Below are 25091 nucleotides of genomic sequence, written 5' to 3' on the forward strand. Positions count from 1 at the left end.
ATTATATGCAGTCTAATCTAGATATTTGTTTTAGTGATTTCCTTGGCAATCTAGGGATCAAGGGTTATGGCAGTTTTAAATCCTATCAACTAAAACGAGTAAGGTTTTTTAAAGAAAAAAGGAAGCTGGAACTTAAGCTTGCTTCAGATCAAGTTACGATATGGAAAGAATTAGATAATATTTCTGAAAAGCTCAAGGGACTTCTACAGGTAAGTGAGCTTTCTATAGATTTTATCTATCATTTTAAAATAGAATCGATCCCCGATATAATAGAAAAGAATCGACACAATATACTTTACTTTATACAACGGTTAGTACCTGCCACTAGAGCAATACTAGATCGGATTACATGGAAGGTAGAGGAGGAAAAGTTTATAATCCATATCCCTGAACCTATGCTTTGGGAAAAGGCAGTGGAAAGGAATCTCAAGCAAGTTTTAGAGGATTATTTCCTGACCCACTTTGGTGTGAAGATTGTTTGTAATATTGAAGGTGGACAGGAGGGAAGCTTTGACCTTGCCGATTATGAAGAGGTAAAGGAAAAGAAAAGTACACAATATATTGATGAAATCATGAGAAATATTCAAATCGCTGAAGTTAACGAAGCTAAATCAGCTGCTAAAAAAGAGGTAAATGGCAACTCTCCGGCCCTTCTTGGAAAGCCCTTTAGTGGAGAAATCACGCCTTTGAAGGAAATTGTAGGGGAAATGATTAAAATTATATGTGAAGGTGAGACCATTGCAGTAGAAACAAGGGAACTAAACAGTGGTAAAAAACTCTACACAATTCAATTCACCGACTACACCAGTTCCATGATGGTAAAGATTTTTGAAAGAAAAAACAATACTGTGGACTTTGAAGAGGAAATTAAAAAGGGTCAATGGTTTAGAGTACAAGGGGACGTGGTATACGACAAATTTGCTAGAGAATACGTGATCATGGCATCCGCCCTCATGTTGACCAGCAAAGAACCAATTTTGGACACCTACGAATCGAAAAGAGTAGAGCTTCATCTTCATACTCAGATGTCATCAATGGATGGAGTCAGCAGCACCACCAGCCTAGTCAAAAGGGCGGCAGAGTGGGGGCACAAGGCAATTGCCATCACCGACCATGGTATCGTACAGGCTTTTCCAGAGGCTATGGATGCTGGGAAGAAGCATGGCATTAAAATTATCTATGGAATGGAGGGCTATTTAGTCAATGATGAAGCAAAGCTGGTGGAGGGGAATGAAAACTACTCATTAGAAGAGGAGTTTATTGTCTTCGACATTGAAACCACAGGTCTATCCAATAAACGGGATAAGATTACAGAAATCGGGGCGGTGAAGGTTAAGAATGGTGAGGTGATTGATCAGTTCTCATCTTTAATCAATCCAGAGATGCCTATTCCACAAAAAATTGTTGACCTAACAGGCATCACCGATGATATGGTGAAGGATGCCCCTTTAATAGAAGACGTATTGCCAAAGTTTTTAAATTTCGTCGGGAATAACCCATTAGTGGCCCATAATGCCTCCTTTGACGTTGGTTTTATAAGGGAAAATGCAAGACAAATGGGGATTACAATCACCAACTCGGTGGTGGATACATTAAAACTAGCAAGAATCCTTTTACCTCAACTAAAAAAGCATAAGTTGAATGTAATTGCAAAGGAACTCAATGTCACTCTACTTTCCCACCATAGGGCGGTGGATGATGCCACTGCAACGGCTGAAATTTGGATGCACTTCATTAAAATGTTGCAGGAAAAAGAAATTTTCACCTTTGATGAAATTAATCAACAACTGACAAAAAAGCTAGATTTTAAAAAACTAGATACCTATCATGTTCTAATCCTAGTGAAGAACTATGAGGGACTGAGAAATCTATATGATATTGTTTCCCAATCCCATATTAACTATTTTTATAAAAAGCCCCGTCTACCAAAGAGTCTTTTAAGTAGTCTTAGGGAGGGGTTAATCGTTGGAACTGCCTGCGAGGCAGGGGAGCTTTATCAAGCACTGTTAAACAATAAGCCAGAGGACGAAATTGAATCCATTGTTCATTACTATGATTTCTTAGAAATCCAACCAGCGGCTAACAACCAATTCTTGGTGGATAAAGGAATATTAAACAGCGTTGAGGATATACGAAACATTAACAAACGTATTGTTGAGTTGGGGGAAAAGCACAACAAACCAGTAGTTGCAACAGGAGACGTACATTTCCTTGAAGAAAGGGATGAAGTCTTTAGACGAATTTTGATGGCAGGGCAGGGCTTTAGTGATGCCGACAATCAGGCCCCCCTATACCTCAAGACGACAACTGAAATGGTTAAGGAGTTCAGCTATCTAGGGAAGGAAAAAGCTGAAGAGGTGGTAATTCATAGACCAAATGAGCTAAATGATCAAATAGAAGAGTTGATTCCAATTCCAAATGGCACCTTCCCACCGGAGATTGAAGGCTCTGAGGTGGAGTTAAGAAACATGTGTAATGCAAAGGCCGAGAGAATCTATGGTTCTCCAATACCTGATATTGTAAAAAAACGTCTGGATAAGGAGCTTAATTCTATCATTAGCAATGGATATGCGGTAATGTATATTATCGCCCAAAAGCTAGTAACAAAATCCATGGAGGATGGCTATTTAGTTGGTTCGAGGGGTTCAGTTGGTTCCTCCTTTGCCGCCACCATGAGCGATATTACTGAGGTAAATCCACTGCCTCCCCATTATGTATGTCCTGAATGTAAACACTCTGAATTTATTACAGATGGGTCCTATGGGTCTGGGGCAGACCTTCCAGACAAAAAGTGTCCGAAATGTGATCATCAGCTCATTAAAGACGGTCACGATATACCCTTTGAAGTTTTCCTTGGATTTGAGGGGGACAAAGAACCCGATATCGACTTAAACTTTGCTGGAGAATACCAAAGTGAATCCCATAAATATACGGAGGAACTCTTTGGTGAAGGTAAGGTTTATCGGGCTGGGACTATCGGTACGATTGCAGAAAAGACAGCCTATGGTTTTGTAAGGAAATACTTGGAGGCAAAAGGTCAACATGTCCCATCGGCAGAAATCAATCGTCTGACCATTGGTTGCTCGGGGGTGAAAAGAACCTCTGGACAGCATCCAGGGGGAGTTATGATTGTGCCTGCCAACAAACATATTTATGAATTTTGTCCTATTCAATATCCTGCCAACGATGGTAGTTCGGGGGTAATCACCACCCACTTCGACTATCATTCCATCAGTGGTCGTTTGCTGAAGCTGGATATACTTGGACACGACGTTCCCACCATCATCAAGATGCTGGAGGACCTCACAGGGGAAAATGCAACACTAATTCCTTTAGATGACCCAGAGACAATTAGTATCTTCACCAGCACCAAGGCAATAGGGGTTGATCCTAAGGAGTTAAATTGTGATGTAGGGACGCTAGGAATCCCAGAGTTCGGTACAAAATTCGTACGGCAGATGTTGTTGGATACAAAGCCTAGTACATTTGCAGAGTTGGTACGGATCAGTGGTCTTTCCCATGGTACAGATGTATGGTTAAACAATGCCCAAGAATTAGTTAGGAATGGTGTAGCAGAATTAAAGGATGTAATCTCTACACGGGATGACATTATGAACTATTTGATATTAAAAGGCTTACCTGCTAAAATGTCCTTTAAGATCATGGAGAATGTTCGTAAAGGTAAGGGACTGACAGATGAGCATATAGAAGAAATGAAAAAGAATAATGTACCTCAATGGTACATCGATTCATGTCTAAAAATTAAATACATGTTCCCAAAGGCCCATGCTGCTGCCTATGTTATGATGTCCTTTAGAATTGCGTACTTTAAAGTACATCATCCAAAAGCCTTCTACGCCACCTACTTCACCACTAAAGCAGAGGATTTTGATGCCGATTTAGTGGTGAAGGGCAAAGATGCAGTTAAAAGAAAAATTAAAGAGCTGGAGGAAATGGGCAACGACATGACCGCCAAGGAAAAGAATCTTCTGACGGTACTGGAGGTTGTATTGGAGATGTATTTAAGAAACATTGAAGTTATGCCAGTTGATATATATAGGTCAGATTCGGATCGCTTCCAAATCGTAGATTGCAAGTTATTACCTCCTCTAAAATCCCTACAGGGGGTAGGACAAAATGCCGCAAAAAATATTGTAGAAGCTAGAAAAGATGGTGAGTTCATTTCACTAGAGGACTTAAGAAATCGAACTAAAGTAACCAAGACTGTCATTGAGACTTTGGTGAACCATGGTTGTATCAGTGATTTACCAGCAACTAATCAACTTAGCTTATTTTAACTTGCTAGTTCTAGAGTATTGTGTTATACTAGTTTTAATAACATAGCATTTATACTAAAGAGTGGGTTCTTCCCACTCTTTACTATTATGTTATGAGGTTGTCCTTTTAATCCCGCATAAATAATGCACAAATGGCTGAAAATACATATATAAAAGGGAAAACTAAAACTAAATATAGGGAGGGTTCACAATGGGGCAAAATAGAGTTGAGAAGCTAATTGAAGAATTGGTACTACCTATTGTTGAAAAAGAAGATTTTGAGTTAGTGGACGTGGAGTATAAGAAAGAAGGTCCCCATCGATATTTAAGGGTATTTATTGATAAGACAGGTGGAATCACCCTTGATGATTGCCAAAATGTTAGCATGGCCTTGAGTGATAAGCTGGATGAATTAGATCCTATTGAAGAAAATTATTTCCTTGAGGTATCTTCTCCAGGATTGGATAGACCTCTTAAAAAGGATTCTGATTTCGATAAATTTAAAGGGGAAGCAGTAGAGGTTAAACTGTACGAACCCTTAATGGGACAAAAAGTCATAGAAGGAGAGCTTGTAGGCCTAGTAGATGATAAAATTCAGCTGAATGTAAAGGGTGCTGGGGTAATAGAAATACCTAGAGATAAGGCTGCAATGACAAGATTGGCAATTAAATTTTAGGGAGGGTTTTGACGGATGAATACGGAGTTTATAGAAGCATTGGAGCAGATCCAAAAAGATAAGGGAATCTCGAAGGAAGTCTTAATAGACGCCTTAGAGGCGGCCTTGATTTCCAGTTATAAAAGAAACTTTGGAACTGCACAAAATGTAAGGGTTGAAATCGACCGAGATTCAGGAGAGGTACATGTTTATTCCCAGAAGAGGGTTGTAGAAGAAGTAGAGGATGATATTTTAGAAATTCAATTACAGGAAGCAAAGGAAATTGATCCAAACTATGGGATCGACGATATCTATGAGCGGGAAGTTACTCCAAGAAACTTTGGAAGAATAGCTGCTCAAACAGCAAAGCAAGTGGTTGTTCAAAGAATCAGAGAGGCTGAAAGAGGACTCGTGTTTGATGAATTTATCAATCGAGAGTCAGATATTATCACAGGTACAGTAGAAAGAGTATCTAAGGGAATTGTCTACATCAATCTTGGTAAAATCGAAGCAGCCCTGGGTCCAAACGAGCAGATGCCAAATGAAGAGTATGTTCATGGAGCCCGTATTAAGACTTACATAGTAGAAGTGAAGAAGACGACTAAGGGTCCTCAAATTACAGTTTCAAGAACCCATCCAGGATTAATTAAACGATTATTTGAACTTGAAGTACCAGAAATACATGATGGGGTTGTGGAAATCAAGAGTATTTCCCGTGAGGCTGGTTCTAGAACGAAAATCGCAGTAGAGTCACAGGATGAAAATGTTGATCCAGTAGGAGCATGTGTTGGTCCAAAAGGTGCAAGAGTTCAATCAATCGTTGATGAATTAAAGGGAGAAAAGATTGATATTATTAAATACAGCAAAGATCCTGTTGAGTTCATCACCAGCGCCCTCAGTCCAGCAAAGGTAGTTTCAACAGAGGTTAACCTTCAGGAAAAAACTGCCAAAGTAATTGTTCCAGACTATCAATTATCTCTAGCCATTGGTAAAGAAGGACAAAATGCTAGGTTAGCTGCCAAGTTGACAGGGTGGAAAATTGATATAAAGAGTGAAAGTCAAGCCAAATCAGAATAGGGGTGATTGGATTTGAAGCAAAAAAAAATACCTCTTAGAAAATGCTTAGGATGTAATGAAATGAAACCCAAAAAAGATCTTCTTCGGGTGGTGCGGAGTAACGAAGGGGAAATCAATGTTGATCTTACTGGTAAAGCTGCCGGTAGAGGTTCCTACATATGTTCTGACAAAGAATGCTTTCAAAAAGCTAAGAAAACAAAGGCCTTTAATAGAGCCTACAAATGCAATGTAGATGATGCAATCTATGAAAAATTAATTCAGGAGATTGATGTGAGTGAAGGAAAAAATTAAAAATTTGCTTGGCTTTGCCATGAAATCAGGAAAATTGGTTTCCGGTGAAGATGGCTGTAAAATAGAGATTAAAAAGAATAGTGTTTATTTAATTGTATTGGCAAAGGATGCTTCAGATAATACTAAGAAGCTATTTACCGATAAAACCAGCTATCGAAATATCCCCTTGAGATTCTTTGGAAGCAAAGAATATCTAGGTCAGATTATTGGTAAAGCCCCCAGGGCAGTGATTGGTATTAAGGACAAAGGATTTGCAGAAAAACTTATTGAGCACTTAGATCGTGATGAGAACACAAATATTTAGGGGGGGTGATTAGCTTGTCAAAATTGAGAGTGTATCAGTTGGCAAAGGAATTGAACATCACTAGTAAAGCATTGATTGAAAAGCTAAAGGAACTATCTGTAGAAGTAAATAACCATATGAGTACTTTAGAAGATGAAGAAGCTAATTTAATCATTGAGTTATTTACTGAGGATGATCATAGCAAAAAACCTACTAAGGAAGTAATCCACGGGACAGATGAAGAGGAAGAATTAGTTAAGAAGGTAGCTAGTAATAAAATTGTAAATACACAATCGGATAATAAAAACAAAGGCGGCAAAAACCATAAAGGTAATGCTAATAAAAACAAAAATAATCATAAAGGTAGGGAAAGTAAACTGGAAGAGAATATGGAAATAAAAGAAACCAATAATAATGATATGAAAATCATAGAGATTGATCAAAAAATAGTTGTTAAGGATTTTGCAGAGTTATTAGGTAAAAGAGTAAGCGACATCATCGGTAAGCTAATACAAGTTGGTGTTATGGCAGCCATGAATCAAGAGATTGATTTTGAAACTGCCGCTAAAGTAGCAAAAGAATTTGATGTAGAAGTTGTTGAAAAAGCAGTTTCTCAAGATGAAGAAGATGAAACAGACTTTATTGTAATACCAGAGGACGACGAAAAGGATTTAAAGCCTAGACCACCAGTTGTAACTGTAATGGGACACGTTGACCACGGTAAAACATCTTTATTAGATGCCATCAGAAACACAAAGGTAACCACAAGAGAAGCCGGTGGTATTACTCAGCATATCGGAGCTTCTGAAGTTCAAGTAAATGGAAAGAAAATTGTATTTTTAGATACACCAGGTCATGAGGCCTTCACAGCTATGAGGGCTAGAGGAGCAAAGGTTACTGACATTGCAATTCTAGTTGTTGCCGCAGATGACGGAGTAATGCCACAAACAATTGAAGCCATCAACCATGCAAAAGCAGCTGAGGTACCAATCATTGTAGCAGTAAATAAGATTGATAAGCCAGGAGCAAACCCTGATCGTGTAAAGCAAGAATTATCTGAACACGGTGTATTAATTGAAGAATGGGGTGGAGAGGTAATCTCTGTAGAAGTTTCAGCTCTACAAGGACTTAACATTGAAGAATTGTTAGAAATGATTCTTTTAGTTGCTGAAATGGAAGAATTAAAGGCGAATCCAAACCGTGACGCTGTTGGTACTGTTGTAGAAGCCCAATTGGACAAAGGAAGAGGTCCAGTAGCGACAGTATTAGTGCAAAATGGTACATTAAAGGTTGGAGATTCTGTTGTAATCGGTACTTCCCATGGTAGAGTGCGGGCCATGATTAGTGATACCGGAAAGAGAGTTAAATCAGCTACTCCTTCAACAGCTGTAGAAATCACTGGATTATCAGATGTACCAGCAGCAGGAGATCAGTTAATCGCTGTGGCTGATGATAAAATGGCTAGAACGATTGCAGAGAAACGTGTTAACAAGATTAAAGAAGAACAACTTAAGTCTTCTCAAAAGGTATCTTTAGATGCTTTATATAGCCAAATGCAAGCTGGAGAAGTTAAGGACTTAAATATTATCGTAAAGGCTGATGTTCAAGGTTCAGTAGAGGCGGTTAAGCAATCCTTAGCAAAACTATCTACTGATAAGGTAATCATCCGACCAATCCATGGTGGTGTTGGTGCCATTACTGAGACTGACGTTATGCTGGCATCTGCTTCAAACGCCATCATCATCGGTTTCAACGTACGACCAACTTCTGGAGCCACTGCTTTATCGCAAAAGGAAGAAGTAGATTTAAGAACCTACAGAATCATCTACAAGGCTTTAGAAGATATCGAAGCAGCCATGAAGGGCATGCTTGATCCAGAATTTAAAGAAGTAGAATTAGGAAAAGCTCAAGTTCGAGCCACGATTAAAGTACCTAACGTTGGGCTAATTGCTGGTTGTTACGTAACGGAGGGTAAAATTGTTCGTAATGCTCAATTAAGGCTTGTTAGAGATGGAATTGTAATCCACGAAGGTAACATAGGCTCCTTAAGACGTTTTAAAGATGATGTTAAAGAGGTTGCCACCGGATATGAGTGTGGAATTGGAATAGATCACTTTAATGATGTTAAGGAAGGCGACGTAATTGAAGCCTTCAAAATGGAAGAAATTGCTCGAGACTAAATATAGAAAGGGTGAAGTCATTGGCATATCCTAGAGTTAGTCGTTTAAATGAAGAACTAAGAAAAGAAATCAGTGACATTATTCGTAATGATTTACGGGACCCCCGTATTGCTCCCATGACAAGTATCATTGAGGTTGATTGTACCCGTGACTTAAGTTATGCAACTGTTTATATCAGTGTCTTGGGTTCAGAACAGGAGAAGAAAGATACCATAGATGCTTTAAAAAGCTCCAGTGGATACGTAAGAAGAGAAGTAGGACGAAGAATAAAAGCGAGAATCACTCCAGAAATCCTTTTCAAGCTTGATAACTCCATCGAACGAGGCGTAGAAATGCACAAGACCATTGCAAGGGTGATTGAGCCGAATCAAATTGAGGAAGAAGACAATGAGTAGGCTTCCAGCTATTCAATCAGAGACCTCCATCGCCATCATAGCCCATGTAAATCCTGATGGCGATAGCTTAGGCTCTATTATGGCTTTAGGTCTAGCCCTAAAGAAGAAATGCAGCAATGTTAATATTTTCTTAAACGATGAACTTCCAGGTAGATATAGTTTTCTACCGGAGGTTCATCTTCTTAAAAAATACCCTTCCTGTGATGTTGAAGGGTTTGATTTATGCTTTGTTTTAGATTGTGGTGATGATCGTAGAATTGGAGAAATTGACCTGCTGAAGAAAAGCAAAACAGTCGTTAATGTAGACCATCATATCAGTAATAATGAATATGGGGATATCAACTTTGTTAAGACCGATGCCTCCTCCACCTGTGAGATTGTTTATTCTATCATTAAAGAAGAATTGGAGATAGAATTGGATCAGCAGATTGCCACCTGCCTCTACACAGGAATCGTAACCGATACGGGTAATTTTAGATACGACAGCACCAGCGCCCATACCCATAGGGTGGCGGCAGAACTTTTGGAGCTGGGGGTAAATTTAGAGGAAATCACTTTCCAGCTTTATCAAAATAATTCCTTGAATAGTACAAAATTTCTGGGGTATATCCTAAATCAGATGGAGGTTTATTTTGAGGGAAAAGTAACCCTAATCGTGGTTAGGGAAGAAGTATTGAAGAAATATAGCCTACGTAATGATGAAGTAGAAGGCATTGTCAACTACGCCAGGGATATTGAAGGTGTAGAGGTGGCAGCCATTCTAAAGGAAGTTAATAGCAATGAAGTAAAGCTAAGCTTTAGAGCAAAGCGGGATTACGATGTTAATCAACTGGCTAAAGAATTCGGAGGCGGTGGTCACCGAAAAGCTTCGGGGGCAACTGTTGCTGGAAAAATTAGTATAGTGAAGGAAGAACTAATAAGGAAACTGGAAAAGATGATATAAGATGGTGATAACTTGAATGGGATAATTAATATTTTAAAACCACCAGGAATGACCTCCCATGATGTTGTTTCTTTGGTAAGGAAAAAAGCGAACATGAAAAAGGTTGGGCATACTGGAACCTTAGACCCAAATGCAGCTGGAGTATTACCCATCTGCTTAGGTCAAGGGACTAAAATATCCCAGTTTCTCCTAGACAGCAAGAAGAAGTATCGGGGAGAGCTTACCTTGGGAATCGAAACAGATACTCAGGACCGATATGGTACAGTACTTCAGGAGAGGGATGTAAACGTCTCAACAGATGAAATCATTAATACCATGATGGGATTTATAGGGGAGTACCACCAGATTCCCCCCATGTTCTCTGCCCTTAAAAGAGATGGCAAAAAACTCTATGAATTGGCAAGGGAAGGTGTGGAGATCGAGAGGGAACCCCGCAAGGTACATATTTACGACATTAGGATTCTTAAAATAGAGAGTACTAAAGTTCTTTTTGATGTTACTTGTTCAAAGGGGACATATATTAGGACTCTTTGCAAGGATATTGGTGATCGCTTGGGCTGTGGCGGCATGATGTCCTTTCTACTAAGGACTGCAACAGGAAATTTTTCGTTATCTACTGCAATCACCATTGATGAACTTAGGAATCATGAAAATATCAAAGAGGTCCTTTACCCCGTAGATTACCCTTTAGAAGATATCCCAAAGATAATATTGAGTCCAACAGCAGAAAAAGCTGCCTATAATGGCAATCGGGTATATAGTCAGGATTGGAAAGAACCACAGGAAAACATTTCCTTAGGCACTTTGGTTAGAATATATTTGGAGGAAACTTTTATTGGTCTAGCCACCATCAAGAGGGATGAAAGTAAACAGTCTTATATTAAATTTACAAGGCTTTTTGTTTAAAGGGGCGTTGAAATGAAAATAGTAGAAGAAGTAAAACAACTAGACGCTAAAATTCCTAGAGGGATTGCTCTGGGGAATTTTGATGGATTACACATTGGGCATCAAGCGCTAATCCGTTTACTTGTAAATAAATCCAATGAATATCAGTTGGAGTCATGTGTATATACCTTTAAAAATCATACCATCTCCTTAATATCTAGCGGTGATACGCCACCCCAAATAACGAATCAAATGATGAAGATTCAGCTAATGGAAGAATTAGAATTAGAGACATTAGTATTGGCAGAATTTAACCAAGATATAATGGGTTTAAGCCCTGAGGATTTCGTTAAGAATATTTTAGTAAATGGATTAAACTGCAAAGTAGCTGTGGTTGGCTTTGATTATCGCTTTGGCTCCAAGGCGAAGGGGGATGCAACCATACTAAAGGAGCTAGGCAAAAAATATGGCTTCGAGGTTTATGTTATTGACCCCGTCACAGTAGATCGGCAGAAGGTCAGTAGCACAGGTGTAAGAACCTTTGTGGATGAAGGAGATATGGAAAAGGCCCGTGAATTTTTAGGAAGATTTTTTGCCATAAAAAATCAAGTAGTCCATGGTAAGGGGCGGGGTAAAAAACTAGGCTATCCTACTGCAAATATATATGTAGATCCTCAACAGCTGATCCCACGGGAAGGTGTCTACGCCACTTTAGTCAAGTTTGCTGGAAGAACCCACATGGGGGCAACCTGTATCGGTACAACACCAACCTTTGATGGGAAAGAGACCACCATCGAGACATTTATCCTAGATTATGATGGGGAGCTCTATGATGAGGATATGGAAATTCAGTTTGTTACACGACTAAGGAGCAATGTTAAATTTAATGGAATAGAAGCATTGGTACAACAAATAACAAAAGACGTTGAAATTTCAAAAAAGCATTTACAACCCTATTTAGATATGTTAAAATAATTAAGTTGAAAAGAACCTATTCTCGGTAATTTGAGTCACCGACGGTTACTTAGAATAAGGGGATATCATTTGAGGAGGTGAAACTAATGAATAAGAAGGACGTTATCGAAACTCACAAAACTCATGAAAACGATACTGGTTCTCCAGAAGTGCAAATCGCTCTCTTAACAACTAGAATCAATGAGTTAAACGACCATTTAAAAACTCACAAGAAGGATTATCATTCAAGAAGAGGTTTATTAAAAATGGTTGGTAAGAGAAGAAACCTACTTAACTACGTTAAGAACAAAGATATCAATAGATACAGAGGGATCATTGAGAAATTAGGTTTAAGAAGATAATTTAGAGTCAAACACTAAGAGCGGGTATTGCCCGCTCTATTATTTAATCATTATGATGGTAAATGTTGGATGGGAGCAAATATCCATTGACTTTTACTAGATTCATGTGGAATTTATTGATTAAATAAAGGAAATAATAAAGACTACATAGAAATATATCAATAACCTGAAAGGAGGATTTATTCTATGGTAAAAACATTCCAAATGGAGTTAGCAGGTAGACCCCTAGTGGTGGAAATTGGCAAAGTTGCCGAACAAGCCCATGGAGCTTGTATGATTAAATATGGTGAAACTGTAGTGCTTGTTACAGCTACTGCTTCTAAAGCTCCAAGGGAAGGAATTGATTTCTTCCCATTAAGTTGTGACTACGAAGAAAAATCTTATGCAGTTGGAAAAATCCCAGGTGGATTTATTAAAAGGGAAGGTAGACCAAGCGAAAAGGCTGTTTTAACTTCTCGTCTAATGGATAGACCTATTAGACCACTATTCCCAAAAGGATATCATAATGACGTACAGGTAATCGCTACAGTTCTTTCTGTAGATCAAAACTGCCCACCAGATATCACTGCAATGATTGGGTCTTCTGTAGCATTATCCATCTCCCACATTCCTTTCCAAGGACCAACAGGTTCTGTTGCAGTAGGAATGCAAAATGGAGAATTCGTTATCAACCCAACCAGCGAACAAAGAGAAAATAATGATCTCAACTTAGTTCTTTCTGGAACTAAAGATGCCATCATGATGATCGAAGCTGGAGCAAATGAATTGACAGAGCAACAGGTGGTAGATGCCATCATGTTTGGTCATGAAGAAATCAAGAAAATTGTTGCTTTTATTGAAGGAATCGCTGCTGAGGTTGGTGAGCCAAAATCAGAAATTACTATTAAAGAGATTGAAGAAGAGCTAATCGCTGAAGTTAAAGCCTTTGCTACTGAGAAAATGATTGATGCCATCAAAACCGTTGATAAGGTCGAGAGAATTGAAAACATGGACAGGGTAAAGGAAGAGACAGTAGCGTATTTTGCTGAAAAGTATGAAGAGAATATTAAAGATGTAAAAGAAGTTCTAAGCAAAATCATCAAAGCAGAAATTCGTTCTATGATCACCAATGAAGGTGTAAGACCTGATGATCGTAAATTAGACGAAATCCGAAAGATCACTACTGAAGTAGGATTCTTACCTAGAACCCATGGTTCAGCGTTATTTACTAGAGGTCAAACTCAAGCGATGACGATTACGACTTTAGGTGCTTTAGGGGATGTTCAAATCCTTGATGGTCTAGGAGAAGAAGAAGAGAAGCGATACATGCATCACTACAACTTCCCTCCATATAGTACTGGTGAAACTAGATTCTTGAGGGGACCAGGAAGAAGAGAAATTGGACATGGTGCTTTAGCAGAAAGAGCATTAGAGCCAATGATTCCATCTAAGGAAGATTTCCCATATGCTATTCGTCTTGTATCAGAGGTATTAAGTTCCAATGGTTCAAGTTCAATGGCAAGTGTTTGCGGTAGTACATTGTCTCTATTAGACGCAGGAGTACCATTAAAGAAAATGGTTGCTGGTATTGCAATGGGTCTAGTGAAAGAAAATGACAAAGTAGCTGTACTATCGGATATTCAAGGTATGGAAGACTTCTTAGGAGACATGGACTTCAAAGTAGCTGGTACAGATGATGGTATTACTGCTATTCAAATGGATATTAAGATTGCAGGAATTAGCCGTCAAATTCTTGAAACAGCATTAGAACAGGCAAGATTAGGTAGACTTCATATTTTAGGAAAAATGAGGGAATCTATTACTGAGCCAAGACCAGAATTATCACCATATGCACCAAAAATCGTAAAGATGAAGATTAATCCTGATAAAATTAGAGACGTAATCGGAACTGGTGGTAAGGTAATTAATAAGATTATTGAAGACACAGGTGTTAAAATAGATATTGAAAATGACGGTACAATTTTCATTGCTGCTCCAGATCAAGATTCTGGCAAGAGAGCAATCGAAATTATTGAAAACATCGTAAGAGAACCAGAGATCGGAGAAGTTTACCAAGGTAAAGTTGTTAAGATCATGAACTTTGGTGCCTTTGTTGAAATCCTACCAGGTAAAGAAGGTCTTGTTCATATTTCCAATATCGCCCACGAACGTATCAACAAAGTAGAAGATGTTCTATCAGTTGGTGATGCAATCGAGGTTAAACTGATGGAAATAGACCCACAAGGTAAGATTAACTTATCGAGAAAGGCTGTTTTACCAAAGCCAGAAAAACCAGAACAATCAAATCCAGAAAAAGCATAAACCAGATTCGGTTTATGTTTTTTTTTTTTATCAGTTGGTAAATGTTGCTTTTAATGGTAGAATAGAGATATAAGTATAGGAAAATAGAGCTATTTTACGGGCTAAAAAGACCCATAAAGTTTGTGGGTTTTTTGGAGGTTAGATAAACATGATCAAAAAAATCTTAGACTATAAAACTTTTATTTATTGCTATTGGGGAGCTGTTTTCACAGGCGCATTAGCATTAAATATAACTCAAACAGAGGAAAATATAATCATATCCATAATGGGTGCCTTTTTACTGACTATATTCTTTGGCATAGCCCTCGAAAGGTTGAAGGTTTGGTTTATCATAAAGCAACACCCTATGACGAAAATTAATTTTTATCATCCTGTACTTCAGTGGCTTATTTATATTGGTATTATTGCAATGTTGGTATTACAGATAATTAAATGGGTGACGGGTAATCCAACGGATTTAGAACCTGCATTCTTATTGGCTGTTTTAGGTAGTAATGCTACCCTTTTAGGGGATTTATATTATAATAACGATTGGCTCGTGATAATGAACAAAGCCATATTAATCTCAGATATTAAAAAAATTGATGTGAAAAAGCAAATGATGAACTCCTATAGCTTTATCGTTACTATTGATAATGACAAAGGGAATATCGTAACTTCAATCAAGAAAGATCGTCTGGAGGAGTTAATCTATAGTCATGACATGATTGCAAAGTTAATCACAGATAAAAGTAAGATTAAATAGGAGGAACATTGGATGGGAGAATTTAATGCCTTTATTTTATCATTAGGAATCAGCAGCGTTTTGTTTGTTATCATTCATCATCGAGTAAACAGTGGAAAATACGTAGTCGAAGAGTTAAATCTAGCATTCCCAATCTTATTGTTGACAGTACCTATTAGAATATTACTGGAACAGGGGTTTAGGGAGTTAGATACATTCTTGGTTAGTATCGGGATTTCAGCAATGATGCTATTATTAATATTTTTAATGAAGGGATTGTCGATTAGCGTGTTGAAGGATTTCCAAACAGCTAGTGATATACTAAAAAATCATGAGTTATTAAAGAAAAAAGTTTCTTATGATGGTCTAAGTAAAGTTGTATTTACTTTAGAAGATGGAACTAAGGTTAGATTATTTAAGCGGCATAAACTAACAGAAATAACCATCACTTCAAAATTAAATTTCACGAAAATAATGGAATTAAGACGACAGTTAATGCCAGCCTTAATTGAGATTGACCAAAGGAAAAACGATATGAAGGGTTTTTATATTATATTTTTTATTACTATTACAATCTTAATTGTTTATGGTTATATCAATTATTGGTGGTCGTACTAATGTAATAGCAGTATAGGACATAGATAAATAGCTTCAGGGTTGAATTGGGGATACCTTAGCGCAGAGGGATTCAAATATCTATATTTTTCGCTGGATTTACAGGACTTTATTTGCAAGTAGAGAAGAATCTACGGGATACTTTTAATAATGATGAAGGTAGGAAATAGGAGGAAGAGTGGTTGGAAACAGTTCTATATAATTCGCTAAAAAAATACAGTGATGATATCAAATACAAACTTCATATGCCAGGGCATAAAGGTTCTAAGGAAATCTTTCATAATACTGAATTTCAAGAGAAATTTTTAGAAATCGACCTAACGGAAGTAGAAGGGGTGGATAGTTTATTTCATCCAACAGGAAGTCTAAAGCAGGCGCAGGAAAACGTTGCTGAGCTATACAAAACAAAGGAGTCTATTTTTCTAGTAAATGGTGCCAGTGTAGGAATACTTGCCAGCATTATGTCCATAGTAGAGGATGGGGATGAAATAATTGTTCCAAGAAATGCCCATAGATCTGTATATAATGCCTTGTTTTTGACAGGTGCAAAGCCTGTGTATCTTTTACCAGAGATAGACAAAAGTACTGGCATAGCAATGGGAATTAATTCTGATACAGTAGAAAAAGCATTACAAGACCATCCTAAAGCAAAGGGGGTATTGTTATCCCACCCGAACTTTTATGGTCTATGTAGCGATATTGATAAAATAACGGAGATAGTCCACCGACATAATAAAGTCATTATCGTGGATGAAGCCTGTGGTTCTCATTTCAAATTTCATAAGGAGCTACCTATTAGTGGAATTGATGCTGGTGCAGACATTGTTGTGCATGGCACCCATAAAAACTTGCCTGCCATGACCCAAAGTGGAATCCTGCATATTAATTCCGAGAGGGTAGATGTGGATCGATTAAAGGATTACCTAATGATTCTCCAGACCTCCAGTCCATCCTATGTTCTTTTATCTTCCCTTGAGATTGCACTGGCAATGGTGCATGAAAAAGGAAATGAGCTTTTTCAAATGTTGTATGATAATATAACTTGGTTTGTTGACGAGTTAAAGGTTGTAGATGGAATAAAGATTCTTAACAACAGTTGTGTTGGAAATGATGGTATAGTGGCCAGTGATCTTTCTAAAGTTATTATTAATTTCAATCATCTTAATATCAGTGGTTATGAAGTGGAGGCAATATTAAATAAATGTGGGATTCAATGTGAGCTATCAGACCCTAAAAATATACTATTGACCTTTACGATAGCAGATTCGCGGGAGGTCTTTGGGGCAGTTCTTTCGTCTATAAAGGAGATCATGATAGGGGTAGCGACAGTGGTCAGTCACGATGCATTAATCGATAGTCTATGGCATGTACCAGAGGTGGTATTTACCCCAAAGGGAGTAAGAAACATCAAGGGAACAAGGGTGTTTTTAGAGGATAGTTTAGGACTTGTGTCTTTAAATCACTTCAGTCCTTTCCCACCTGCTGTCCCTATTATACGGGCAGGCGAAAGAATAGACGAAAGAGTGATTAAACTTTTAAAGAAGTACAATGCTCCTCAAACAATTAACGTATGGGATGAAGCAGGGCAAGTATAGGAGGAAAACAATGAAACTTAAATATACATCTGAAATACTAAATCAAGAAGAGATATACAAACTCTATGAAGCACTGGGATGGAATGACTATCTAAAATTAAGTGCTGAAGAATTACAGAAGGCTATGAAGATAAGCTGGTATAGTATTTATGTTTATCATGAGGATGAGCTAATCGGAACAGGAAGAGTGGTTTCTGACGGAGTTATTAATGGATATCTCTGTGGGTTAGGGGTACTGCCAGCCTATCGAAATAGAGGTATTGGAAAAGAAATCAGTGATAGGCTAGTTGCAGAATGTTTAAAGAATAACCTCCACATTCAATTTTTTTGTGAGGAGAGATTAGTACCCTTCTATGAGAAAATGGGATTTAAAGTATTTGCCATAGGGATGAAGATGGGGGATTAGAAAGCAAAATATATAACTTACCAATAGGTTAAGCATAGATTTTTATTTAGCATCTATGCTTTTTTCTTATAAAAATGTTGGAAAGTTTAGTTAATATGATAAAATAAAAATACATTTATGTGACATTGGATTGGTTTGTTCCTTCTAAGAACACATGTATTAAAGATTATCACGCTGGAGACTCAGTTATTATAGAGGGTTTAGAATATAGACTACATAATAATATTATGGAAACTGTGGTGACGAAGCAGTTTTCAAGGAGGATTACAAAATGGGAAAAATACTGGTGTTTATCTATGACGACATGGCAGATTTTGAAATTACATTAGCAACGCATCTTCTAGGTATTAATGGTGGTAAAAAAATAATGACGATTGCATACGAAAAGAAATTAATTAAAAGTAGGGCCGGTATGACCTATTTGCCTGACATAATGGTGAAGGATGTTGTAATTGATGAAGAAACAGAGGGAATATTGATTACTGGCGGATGGAATGGCGAAATACGTGAAGAACTAATGGAACTCATCAGAAATCTGAACCAAGAAAACAAACTATTGGCAGCCGTCTGTGCAGGACCCAGATTTTTAGCAAAAGCAGGGGTTTTAAATGACAGGAATTATACGACCTCCATAATAGAATGGACCGAGCAACATCGAGAGCAATTTAAGGATGAGATTGATCCATTCCCAAGAGAAAACTTTGAAAATAAAAGAGTTATGAGGGATCAAAATATAATTACAGCTCAAGGAGTTGCATTTATTGATTTTGCCATTGAAATATGTGATTATTTCTTCATGTTTGAAGATGCTGAGGATCGAGCGAATTTTAGAAAGTATTTTACGGAGTGTTAAGAGAGATATTTTTAAATAATATAGCAGATCTGAAAAAGAGACGATTATACATACACAATAAAGAAAAAAGTAATTCTAAAGGACTATAGTACCCACAACTATAGTCCTTTTACATATACAAAGCATCTCTTGTCCTTGCACTATCAAAAAAGATTTCTTCTCCAAATTCCGCATATATGGTGGTTTTTGGAATACTATATTATGAAACCTTATATTTAAAACAGGGGGGAATAATATGATCATAGTTACCAATAAAAAAACCATCGTCTTGTTTATTGTTGGCGTATTGGCGGTTTTATTAGTTGTTTCTGGTTTTATTTTCAATCGTCCTTTGAACACGTCCGAGGTGATGAACAACAATCCAGTGGCAAAACCAATTGATAAGGGAAGTGTAGAAAGCAAGTACATAGCCTTTGCCTGCAATGTCGATTGGGGAAATGAAGTATTACCAGATATGTTGGATACTTTAAAGGAAAAAGATGTTAAGATTACCTTCTTCGTTACAGGAAGATGGGCAAAGACTTTCCCGGAGCTTTTCCAAAGTATCATTGATGAAGGACATGAAATTGGTAGTCACGGATACCAGCATCTAAATTATAGCACTTTAGACCACGAGAAAAATTTAGATGAAATAAAAAGAGCAGAAAATATCATAATGGAGCATACTAAAGAAAAGCCTAAATATTTTGCTCCACCATCGGGTGCATATAACCAACATACCCTACACGCAGCAGAGGAGCTGGGATACAAGACAATCTTATGGTCTATAGATACCATAGACTGGAGAAAGGGTAGTACAAAAGATATTATTATGAAAAGGGTAATGGATAAAGAACCATTCCCTGGGGGCATTGTATTAATGCATCCAATGCCAGAAACAGCTAAAGCGCTACCAAACTTAATTGATGCCCTCAGGGAAAAAGGGCTAGAGATTGGAAGAATAACTGATATTCTGGAGGAATAGTTGCATATGTATTGAAAGTCCTTTATAATGGATAAGGTATAAAAAATTAGATAGAACTAACATAAATAGTCTTGAAAAGATTAGACATTTGGGAGGATAAAATGTACAAAAAGTATACTCTTGATAACGGATTAAGAATCGTGACAGAACATATTCCATACGTAAAGTCCATATCTATTGGTGTTTGGATTGAAGCAGGCTCAAAGCATGAAAATCTCATAAATAATGGTGCTTCACACTTTATAGAGCATATGCTATTTAAGGGGACTGCCACAAGATCTGCAAAGGATTTGGCTGATGTTGTAGATGGAGTTGGAGGGCAGATCAATGCCTTTACCGCAAAAGAATGTACCTGCTATTACTTAAAAGTATTGGATTCCCATTATAAATTAGCCATTGACATATTAGCTGATATGATATTTAACTCAAAGTTTGATGAAAAGGATATAGACAGGGAAAGAAGTGTAATCCTAGAAGAATTAAGTATGTATGAAGACTCTCCAGAGGATGTAGCCCATGATTTATTATCCCAATCAATCCTAAAGGACCACTCTTTAGGATATCCAATATTAGGGACTAGAGAAACTCTTTTAGCCACCACCCGTGAAAGTCTTCTGGCCCATATGGAAAAGTATTATATTCCTAAAAATGCCGTGATCTCTGTAGCAGGTAATTTTGAGCCAGAGTCCCTGTTAAAAGAAATTAAAGAAAAGTTTGGCAGCTGGAAGAGTACTGAAACAAATACCTATGAGGGTAAAGAACCAAATTATCATTTTGAAATTGTAGAAAAGGTAAAAGATATAGAGCAAACCCATCTATGTATCGGATTTAAAGGGATTGAAATGGGAAATCGAGAATTATACCCTCTATTAGTAGTCAACAACATTCTAGGTGGTAGTATGAGTTCTAGACTTTTTCAGCAAATCCGAGAAGAACGGGGATTAGCCTACTCTGTATATTCTTACCCATCTATTTATAAGGATGGTGGACTCCTTACCATATATGCAGGTATGAATCCTAGTCAACTGGAGGAGGTATGTCTATTGATTAAGCAAGAGGTCGATACCCTTGTAGGAAAGGGAATCACCCATGCAGAATTAGATAAGGCTAAGGAGCAACTAAAGGGAAGTTATATTCTAGGTTTGGAGAGCACCAGCAGTAGAATGACCTCCATTGGTAAATCAGAGTTATTACTTGCAAAGACCTATAGTCCAAAGGAAATTATTCAGATGATTGATGAAATCAAAATGGATGAAATTAATGGAATCATTAAAAAAATATTTGCAACTGATTCTATGACAGTGACTGTGGTTAGTAAGCAAGAGCAAAAAAATCAAGTAAAGAAGGCATTACTTAGAAAATAAAAAATCTTGAGCTAACAATGTATTTATGATTATTTAAAAGGATTAAGCTGGCTTACTGCTTAGTCTTTTTTGTTACTTAAATCAATTTTGAAGTGTGAAAAATTAAATAATTAAAGTAATCGTCATAATTCCACCTTAATTTAATATATATTAAAAAGAGAAATTACATAGAAAAACGAAGGATAGGAGGAATGACCAGTGAGATTCAGTGCAATGAGTGGAAAGGAAATTGTCAACCTATGTGATGGTAGTCGATTGGGGATAATAGGCGACTCTGATCTATTGTTGGACGAGAAAACAGGGAAAATTGTTGCCCTATTAATACCCGACCAAAAAAATGTTTTTAGTTTCATGTCTAGTAATGCGATAATGGAGATCCCGTGGCAAGCAATAAAGAAGATTGGAAATGATATGATTATTATAGAGTTAGAAGACGATGATAAGAGAAAGTATTCTGTATAATACAAAATTTAGCCACTAGATGACTAGTGGTTTTCTATTTTTTATAAAGCTAATCGATGATTTTAGTCTCTAGACATCTAAAGAATCTTTTTATTTAAAAATTGGTATATTATTAAAGTAGAAAAGCTAATGGAAGGATGACCACAGCATGAGAAGAGAAAATACTTCAAATAAAGAAAATAGGACGCAATGGAAAGTTTTTTTAAAGGATGTACTTATATGCTCACTAGGTGCATATGGTGGGCCAGAAGCCCATTATGGGGTTTTTACAGACCAAATGGTAGTCAAGAAAGACTATCTAAAGGAAGAAGAACTTGTTGAGCTAATTGCATTGTGTAGTATTCTACCTGGTCCCACCAGTACCCAAACAATTGTCTCCATAGGATATAAAACAGGAGGACCTTTATTAGCATTTCTAACTATGTTGGTATGGGCATTACCAGTACTTATAGTAATGTCTATGCTTTCATTTTTATATCAGTTTTTAAGTAGTAGGAATATATCAACAGCAGGACTTCGTTATGTTGGACCGATGGCAGTGGGTTTTATTCTAGTGGCGGCATATCGCATTGGAAAAAAAGTGATTACTGATAAGATTACTGTAATTTTACTATTTTTCGGTGGTATCACTACTTACTTTATTAGAGATCCATGGATCTATCCATTTGTATTGACTGTAGGTGGTATGGTAAGTATTCTTACATCTAAAGAGAAAGGTTTATGGAACCGTGTAAAATTAAATCCCCCTTGGAAATATTTCATTGCGTTTGCAATCATTACTCTAGGCAGTATGTTGCTAGCTTCTATATGGGATAATCGAGTCATTCAGCTATTTGAAAGCTTTTATCGATATGGATATCTGGTCTTTGGTGGAGGACAGGTGGTGATCCCCGTCATGTACAGTGAGCTAGTAGAGGCGAACAATTACATGACAAATCAGGAGTTTTTGACAGGTTATGGACTTGTTCAAGGGCTACCAGGGCCTATGTTTAGCTTTAGCGCCTATGCAGGTGGAATGGCAGCTGGAGGAGACACTGTATTGACCCAAGCTCTAGGAGCTATTGCTGGAGGTGTAGGTATTTTTTTGCCGGGGCTCCTTTTAATTTATTTCGTCTATCCTATATGGGAAAGCCTAAAGAAGATTAGAGGAATCAAGGTCTCTTTAAAGGGGATTAATGCAGTTGCAGGTGGATTGATCACAGTTGCTGCTGTAGTCCTTATGCAAAAAAGTGGATTTGCATTAGACAACATTATTGTCACATTGGCTACAGTATTATTGTTGACAACAAAAAGAATACCAGCGCCATTGATCGTACTAGTAGTTCTAGTTGTAGGGTTTCTCCTTTAAACTTTTAAAACCAACACCTTTGGTTTGTCACTAGTTTCATTCATATAAATCTGTTGACGTTACGACTTAAGTAAAATAAGGTCTATTTATTGAAAGTGAGATTAACTTTCTAAGAAAAAGATAAAAACTTAGCTTGGTAAATTCTTATTTTTAATATACAATCATATATGCAGAGTTAAAATCAGAGTAGTGTCAATAGGAAGTTTTAAATGTGAATGAGGGAAAAAGAAAAGTAAAGGGAGGACATCTTCACATGGAGTTAGTAATTTTTATATTAAAATCTTTGGTGTTGGGAATTGTAGAAGGGATAACTGAGTTTTTACCAGTATCCTCAACGGGACATTTAGTTATATTTCAGAGTATCCTAGGGTTTAAAGGAACTCATCCAGCCTACGTAGAGATGTATACATACGTAATCCAGCTGGGGGCGATCTTAGCAGTGGTAATCCTATATTGGAAAAAAATTAGCCATACTTTATTAAATTTCTTCCCCAAAAACGGCAGCCTAAAGGGGTCGGGTCTAGGGTTTTGGTCAACAGTGGCTATTGCCTGTATTCCCGGGGGAGTATTTGGTATTTTATTGGATGATTTAGCTGAAACATACCTATTTTCACCCATTACTGTGGCATTAGCATTATTCTTTGGTGGTCTATGGATGATCTATGCTGAGAATCGATATAGAAACAACAAGCCTCAGACACAAGTGCTGGAGGTTACAGTAAGACAAGCATTCATTATTGGACTATTTCAATGTCTAGCGATTATCCCTGGTATGTCAAGGTCAGCCTCAACCATCATTGGAGGATGGGTGGCAGGACTTTCTACTATAGTAGCCACAGAGTTTTCTTTCTTTTTGGCTATCCCAGTAATGATCGGTATGAGTTTCTTGAAAATCTTAAAAGTAGGAAGTTTATCAAGTCTTACATCACCTGAAATGATTTCTTTAGCTGTTGGTTTTATTGTTTCGTTTATTGTTGCTTTAAAGGTTATTGATAAATTTATTGCATATTTAAAGAAGAAGTCTATGAAGGTATTTGCCATCTACAGGATGATTTTTGCTACGATTGTTTTGGTTGCAGGCTATATGGGGATCTTTGGTTAAGGTAAAGTTTGAAAATCTATAAAGGAACCGCCCTATGATGTTGTTAATAAACATTGTAGGGCAGTTTTTATTTAAAAAGTTAGGTTTTTACTTCCTTTAACTCCTCTGTATAATCTTTATCCCACTTGTAGAATATAAGATAAGGAATAGGTAAGAATATAAATATACCAAATTAACAGAGGTGAAAACATGAGAAAAGATTATAGAGAAGAGCAGCATCAAAAATCATATACCCCCATGATGGCACAATTTAAACAAGAATTACCCGACAAACCAGAAATGAAAGAACAGAATGTAAGTCTGCAAAACATTCAAGCATTGGGAACAAACAATATACCTAAGAAGGAAGAAAATATTCATATACTAACAATTATTGGACATATTGAAGGTCATATGGTGGCACCGCCCCAAAATAAATCTACAAAATATGAACACATTATCCCACAATTGGTGGCGGTGGAAGACAACCCAAACATTGAAGGGTTGTTGGTAATCTTAAATACCGTTGGTGGAGATGTAGAGGCAGGGTTAGCAATATCAGAGTTGATTCAGAGTTTATCAAAACCAAAAGTAACCCTTGTTTTAGGTGGGGGACATAGTATTGGTGTGCCCCTTGCAACGGCAGGAGACTATTCTTTTATTGCCCCAACAGCCACAATGACGATCCATCCGATTAGAATGAATGGATTAGTGATTGGGGTACCCCAAACCTTCAATTACTTCAAAAAGATGCAGGATAGGATAGTAGAATTTGTTGTTAGAACTTCCTCCATTAAAAAGGATACCTTCTTAAACTTAATGAGTTCCACTGATGAATTAGCCAATGATATTGGAACAATATTAATTGGTAAAGAAGCTGTGGAGAGTGGTTTAATTAATGAGGTTGGTGGATTGGACAAGGCGATGGGCAAGCTAAAATCCCTCATTAAGCTTTCTAAAAAGACAGAGGAAGATCAACTAACAAATTAATCTCCTGCCACCATGGAATTAGGCTATTTAAATCATTTGTAGATTATCAAAATATGTTGTACAATAATATTAGTAAATAATGATAA

23 protein-coding genes are annotated in these 25091 nt (G+C 37.2%); all 23 read left to right on the top strand.

Going from position 1 to position 25091, the window contains the following annotated elements:
• Positions 1–5 precede the first annotated feature (5 nt).
• Positions 6–4298 carry a PolC-type DNA polymerase III gene (locus JOC73_RS01050; protein WP_204399982.1) on the top strand — a complete coding sequence of 1431 codons (4293 nt, stop codon included), beginning with the start codon at positions 6–8 and terminating at the stop codon, positions 4296–4298.
• Positions 4299–4488: 190 nt separating this feature from the next.
• Positions 4489–4953 carry a ribosome maturation factor RimP gene (gene rimP / locus JOC73_RS01055; protein ID WP_204399983.1) on the top strand — a complete coding sequence of 155 codons (465 nt, stop codon included), beginning with the start codon at positions 4489–4491 and terminating at the stop codon, positions 4951–4953.
• Between the two features lie 15 nt (positions 4954–4968).
• The gene (gene nusA / locus JOC73_RS01060; RefSeq protein WP_204399984.1) at positions 4969–6009 is read left to right on the top strand and encodes a transcription termination factor NusA; all 1041 of its coding nucleotides are present in this window, start codon (positions 4969–4971) and stop codon (positions 6007–6009) included.
• A gap of 12 nt (positions 6010–6021) precedes the next feature.
• Complete coding sequence (gene rnpM, locus JOC73_RS01065) at positions 6022–6300, top strand: RNase P modulator RnpM (protein WP_204399985.1); 279 nt, start codon at positions 6022–6024, stop codon at positions 6298–6300.
• On the top strand, positions 6284–6604 hold the full coding sequence (locus tag JOC73_RS01070; protein WP_204399986.1) for a L7Ae/L30e/S12e/Gadd45 family ribosomal protein: 321 nt from the start codon (positions 6284–6286) through the stop codon (positions 6602–6604). Before rnpM ends, JOC73_RS01070 begins: the two co-directional genes overlap by 17 nt.
• Positions 6605–6618: 14 nt before the next feature.
• Positions 6619–8763 carry a translation initiation factor IF-2 gene (infB, locus tag JOC73_RS01075; RefSeq protein ID WP_204399987.1) on the top strand — a complete coding sequence of 715 codons (2145 nt, stop codon included), beginning with the start codon at positions 6619–6621 and terminating at the stop codon, positions 8761–8763.
• Between the two features lie 11 nt (positions 8764–8774).
• On the top strand, positions 8775–9158 hold the full coding sequence (rbfA, locus tag JOC73_RS01080; protein ID WP_334297431.1) for a 30S ribosome-binding factor RbfA: 384 nt from the start codon (positions 8775–8777) through the stop codon (positions 9156–9158).
• On the top strand, positions 9151–10101 hold the full coding sequence (locus JOC73_RS01085; RefSeq protein ID WP_204399989.1) for a DHH family phosphoesterase: 951 nt from the start codon (positions 9151–9153) through the stop codon (positions 10099–10101). The genes rbfA and JOC73_RS01085 overlap by 8 nt, the downstream gene beginning before the upstream one ends.
• Positions 10102–10113: 12 nt before the next feature.
• Complete coding sequence (truB, locus tag JOC73_RS01090) at positions 10114–11007, top strand: tRNA pseudouridine(55) synthase TruB (RefSeq protein ID WP_204399990.1); 894 nt, start codon at positions 10114–10116, stop codon at positions 11005–11007.
• 12 nt (positions 11008–11019) lie between these two features.
• Positions 11020–11961, top strand: a complete 942-nt coding sequence (locus tag JOC73_RS01095; RefSeq protein WP_204399991.1) for a bifunctional riboflavin kinase/FAD synthetase — start codon at positions 11020–11022, stop codon at positions 11959–11961.
• Between the two features lie 86 nt (positions 11962–12047).
• Positions 12048–12302 carry a 30S ribosomal protein S15 gene (gene rpsO, locus JOC73_RS01100; RefSeq protein ID WP_204399992.1) on the top strand — a complete coding sequence of 85 codons (255 nt, stop codon included), beginning with the start codon at positions 12048–12050 and terminating at the stop codon, positions 12300–12302.
• Between the two features lie 186 nt (positions 12303–12488).
• Entirely contained in the window at positions 12489–14603 is a 2115-nt protein-coding gene (locus JOC73_RS01105) for a polyribonucleotide nucleotidyltransferase (RefSeq protein ID WP_204399993.1), read from the top strand.
• A gap of 148 nt (positions 14604–14751) precedes the next feature.
• Entirely contained in the window at positions 14752–15348 is a 597-nt protein-coding gene (locus JOC73_RS01110) for a hypothetical protein (protein ID WP_204399994.1), read from the top strand.
• Positions 15349–15360: 12 nt separating this feature from the next.
• Positions 15361–15945: a hypothetical protein gene (locus tag JOC73_RS01115; protein WP_204399995.1), complete on the top strand. Its 585-nt coding sequence runs from the start codon at positions 15361–15363 to the stop codon at positions 15943–15945.
• 179 nt (positions 15946–16124) lie between these two features.
• The gene (locus JOC73_RS01120; RefSeq protein WP_204399996.1) at positions 16125–17537 is read left to right on the top strand and encodes an aminotransferase class I/II-fold pyridoxal phosphate-dependent enzyme; all 1413 of its coding nucleotides are present in this window, start codon (positions 16125–16127) and stop codon (positions 17535–17537) included.
• Positions 17538–17547: 10 nt separating this feature from the next.
• On the top strand, positions 17548–17943 hold the full coding sequence (locus JOC73_RS01125; RefSeq protein ID WP_204399997.1) for a GNAT family N-acetyltransferase: 396 nt from the start codon (positions 17548–17550) through the stop codon (positions 17941–17943).
• 271 nt (positions 17944–18214) lie between these two features.
• Entirely contained in the window at positions 18215–18796 is a 582-nt protein-coding gene (locus JOC73_RS01130; protein WP_204399998.1) for a DJ-1/PfpI family protein, read from the top strand.
• Between the two features lie 235 nt (positions 18797–19031).
• Entirely contained in the window at positions 19032–19760 is a 729-nt protein-coding gene (locus tag JOC73_RS01135; protein WP_204399999.1) for a polysaccharide deacetylase family protein, read from the top strand.
• A gap of 101 nt (positions 19761–19861) precedes the next feature.
• The gene (locus tag JOC73_RS01140) at positions 19862–21124 is read left to right on the top strand and encodes a M16 family metallopeptidase (RefSeq protein ID WP_204400000.1); all 1263 of its coding nucleotides are present in this window, start codon (positions 19862–19864) and stop codon (positions 21122–21124) included.
• 198 nt (positions 21125–21322) lie between these two features.
• Positions 21323–21586: a YlmC/YmxH family sporulation protein gene (locus JOC73_RS01145; RefSeq protein WP_204400001.1), complete on the top strand. Its 264-nt coding sequence runs from the start codon at positions 21323–21325 to the stop codon at positions 21584–21586.
• A gap of 148 nt (positions 21587–21734) precedes the next feature.
• Positions 21735–22934 carry a chromate efflux transporter gene (gene chrA / locus JOC73_RS01150; RefSeq protein WP_204400002.1) on the top strand — a complete coding sequence of 400 codons (1200 nt, stop codon included), beginning with the start codon at positions 21735–21737 and terminating at the stop codon, positions 22932–22934.
• A 253-nt stretch (positions 22935–23187) separates the two neighbouring features.
• Positions 23188–24036, top strand: a complete 849-nt coding sequence (locus tag JOC73_RS01155; RefSeq protein WP_204400003.1) for an undecaprenyl-diphosphate phosphatase — start codon at positions 23188–23190, stop codon at positions 24034–24036.
• Positions 24037–24225: 189 nt separating this feature from the next.
• Positions 24226–25005: a ClpP family protease gene (locus JOC73_RS01160; RefSeq protein WP_330613038.1), complete on the top strand. Its 780-nt coding sequence runs from the start codon at positions 24226–24228 to the stop codon at positions 25003–25005.
• Positions 25006–25091: the final 86 nt, after the last annotated feature.

This window comes from Alkaliphilus hydrothermalis, from assembly GCF_016908555.1.
Taxonomy (GTDB): Bacteria; Bacillota; Clostridia; order Peptostreptococcales; family Natronincolaceae; genus Alkaliphilus; species Alkaliphilus hydrothermalis.